This is a genomic window from Candidatus Cloacimonadota bacterium (assembly GCA_011372345.1).
Classification (GTDB): Bacteria; Cloacimonadota; Cloacimonadia; order Cloacimonadales; family TCS61; genus DRTC01.
This window is the reverse complement of record DRTC01000552.1, coordinates 1-2,600: the sequence shown is the minus strand read 5'-3', so window position 1 is coordinate 2,600 and position 2,600 is coordinate 1. Positions and strand designations below refer to the sequence as shown.

The 2,600-nt window shown below is 38.3% G+C and carries 4 protein-coding genes; all 4 read right to left on the bottom strand.

Features of this window, described 5'->3' with window-relative positions; translation table 11 throughout:
- The coding region (locus tag ENL20_10465; GenBank protein ID HHE38980.1) for a hypothetical protein at positions 1-1,112 on the bottom strand (1,112 nt) is incomplete at its 3' end.
- 2 nt (positions 1,113-1,114) lie between these two features.
- The gene (locus tag ENL20_10460) at positions 1,115-1,657 is read right to left on the bottom strand and encodes a biopolymer transporter ExbD (protein ID HHE38979.1); all 543 of its coding nucleotides are present in this window, start codon (positions 1,655-1,657) and stop codon (positions 1,115-1,117) included.
- Between the two features lie 10 nt (positions 1,658-1,667).
- Positions 1,668-2,159: a hypothetical protein gene (locus ENL20_10455; GenBank protein HHE38978.1), complete on the bottom strand. Its 492-nt coding sequence runs from the start codon at positions 2,157-2,159 to the stop codon at positions 1,668-1,670.
- Positions 2,160-2,191: 32 nt separating this feature from the next.
- Positions 2,192-2,600 (bottom strand): MotA/TolQ/ExbB proton channel family protein (locus ENL20_10450; protein ID HHE38977.1); only part of this gene is annotated, 409 nt, incomplete at its 5' end.

The window sequence follows — 2,600 nt, the reverse complement described above, 5'->3', positions numbered from 1 at the left end:
TGCATTTCCTGAATTTCAATATTACCTTCCTGCATCATTTTTATGCCGGAAAAGTGTTTTTTAATTTCCTCAAATTTCTTTTTACTTTCGATTTTTGTAATCTTGTATTGCTCGATGTTTCCGCCCAAATTGGCTAAATCTATTTCTTCAAATCCACTTTCCGCATCCAGATCTATTCCTTCCAATCCGCCCAAACTACCCAAGCCTTCTCCTTCATCCAATTGAATTTTGGAGCTGATTACATCCAGTTCGCTGGCGCCACGAGTAATTTGAGGTACAACACCAGATTTACTTCCTTCTCCCGTAGAAACGATTTCCTGAACTTCAGTGATTTCCAAAAGCTGATTGTTGAGTTCATTTTCCGTTCCACCAGAAAGGCTGGCATCTAGAGAAAGACCGAATTCAGCTTCAAATTCTGCCGCAGTTATTCGGGCTGCTTGCTGTACCTGTTGCGCAACTTCCTGTTCGCTTTCTTCTCTGGGTTTATAGATTTTTTTGGGTTGTTTCTCTTCTTCAACGACCGGAACTTCCACACGAGTTGCAATTTTTTCGAGCTGGGAAAGACGTTCTACCAAACTATTAATTTCCGGAGGTTGATAGTTGGCTTCGAAAATATACAACAGGCCAACCGTCAGCAGAACACCCAGGAGCAAGAAAATTCGGGTATTTCTTTCCAGGGGAGAAAGTTTTGAAAAAGTGGCAAACTGTTTGATGACTTGTTTTTCCGCATCCGAAAGAATTTTCTTAACAGGTTTCACGAAACTATATTCGATTTCCCAATCATCCAAAAATCTAATGCGTCCCATTTGATTTTCTTTCAGCAGCAATCGATTATCTTTCAGAATTCCGGTTTCAATAAGTTGTTGTTTAGTAAATATCTGATTTCCTTCCTTTACCAGGATATCCATTTTATCCCAAAGATGAAGGATGAAATAATCTTTTTTACGTTCGATAAGCAGGAATTTTTCAGGGAAATTGCTATTTAAGATTTGCCACATCAGATTTTTATCGCTGCCTACGAAAAAGCGATTATGGAAATCTCTATTATACTTGGCAATATCCAGATATTTTCCTTTATATTTAAATTTCAGATTCAAAATCATCTTTTCCATCTTCACCCCTGAATTCCCAAAACTTCTTTCTTTTCATCGGTGTGAATAGTGGAGAAATAGATATTGGTAAAGGAAGCCTGCGCACTGAATTTAACAAACTCAGTTATGTATTTGCAGCTCAAATTTTTATCTGCCTGAATCAACAAACAGGGAATATTTCCAACTTCTTTAATTTTATCGGCTTCCAGTTTCATGAACCTTAGCAACGCCGTGCGAACTTTTTTATCGGCAATAAAATTTTCCAGCGAGCCGACCGGAGTATTTTCTTTTCCATAAAGAATTTGATCGGGATAGATTTTGATGATAATGCTTTGTCCGCTTTCAATTAAAGCGTTTTTGGTAATCGTGGTTGGCAAGAGCATTCCTTGCGGAACATTTTTTCCGGAAACATCCATGGAAACATTTTTGATAATAAACACCAGCAGGATAGTTAAGATATCAATCAGAGAGGTAATATTTAAATCTTTGGTTTTATTGATTTTTTGTTTTCGAACAGAGTTTCTGGATTGTTTTTTCCAAATAGGAATGTAAGATAATCTTTTCATCACGTTCTCCCTATTTGGCCTTATAAACTTTGGTCTTTGTGGTCAGATATTTGACATTGGGAAAATCATGAGATTTGCAAATATCTATACTACGCAAAAGCGTATCGAATTTCACATTGGGATCGGGAAGAATCTCCATAGTAAATTGCTGGGGAAATTCTTGTTTCAGACGCTCAATTTCCTTATCAAGTGTTACAAAATCATATTCATTTTCAGCCAACTGCGGAATTTTAATAACACCTTCTTCATCTTCCACTTTTATTTCAAATCTGTCGGGATACAAAACCAGAGTGAGAGCTTTGGGCGGTTCGTTCAGAGTTTCTTCCTCTTGTTTACCGCCTTGAGCTGGCAGAGTAATTTCAATCATCGCCAGGCGCACCGAAATCATGATTGTCATCAGCATTGGAATGATGACAATAAACAGATTCATAATTGGAATCAGATTTGGAGACCTGGATTCCCGCAGCGATTTTGATCTGCTTCTGGATGGACCATAGGCCATAATTTATTCCTTCACAAAATTAATATTTAAAATTAATCCTTCATTGCATAAGTTATTTGATTTATCATTTTCACACTAAATTCATCAATATCATTAATAATCTTTTCAGCTCTTGCTTGCAGGGCACCTTTAATCAGCATCGTGGGGATGGCAACAATCAAACCATAAGCAGTTGTTCCCATAGCCATGGCAATACCTTCGGTCAGAAGACGACTTTTATCAGCTTCGGCTGCTGTAGCCAGGGCATCAAAAGCGTTAACCAACCCGAAAATCGTTCCCAGCAGCCCCAAAAGAGTTGCTACCTGCGCAATGATATCGAACCAAAAAAGTCCGGCTTCAATTTTGGGAATAGTTTGCAGCCCTGCTTCGTCAAAAGCATTTTGTACATGATTTTGCAGTTCGGTTCCTTTTTTCCCCGAATCCACACCGTCACTGTAACCC